The sequence below is a fragment of the Clostridioides sp. ZZV14-6387 genome (assembly GCF_020657835.1).
GTDB lineage: Bacteria > Bacillota > Clostridia > Peptostreptococcales > Peptostreptococcaceae > Clostridioides > Clostridioides difficile_A.
In genome coordinates, this window is sequence record NZ_JAGWCW010000088.1 from 1 (window position 1) to 473 (window position 473).

1 rRNA gene is annotated in these 473 nt (G+C 51.0%); it reads right to left on the reverse strand.

The features are described 5' to 3' along the window. Window positions 1-12 precede the first annotated feature (12 nt). Window positions 13-473, reverse strand: a 16S ribosomal RNA gene (locus tag KGF38_RS20010); the annotation flags it as partial.

Sequence of the window (473 nt, forward strand, 5' to 3'; positions counted from 1 at the left end):
AATTCTCCTTAGAAAGGAGGTGATCCAGCCGCACCTTCCGATACGGCTACCTTGTTACGACTTCACCCCAGTTATTGATTCCACCTTCGACGACTTCTTCCAAAAGGTTAGATAATCGGCTTCGGGCGTCTCCAACTCCCGTGGTGTGACGGGCGGTGTGTACAAGACCCGGGAACGCATTCACCGCAGCATTCTGATCTGCGATTACTAGTAACTCCAGCTTCATGTAGGCGAGTTTCAGCCTACAATCCGAACTGAGAGTAGCTTTAAGGGATTAGCTCCACCTTACGGCTTGGCAACCCTCTGTACTACCCATTGTAGCACGTGTGTAGCCCTAAGCATAAGGGGCATGATGATTTGACGTCATCCCCACCTTCCTCCAGGTTATCCCTGGCAGTCTCTCTAGAGTGCCCAACTTAATGATGGCAACTAAAGACAAGGGTTGCGCTCGTTGCGGGACTTAACCCAACATC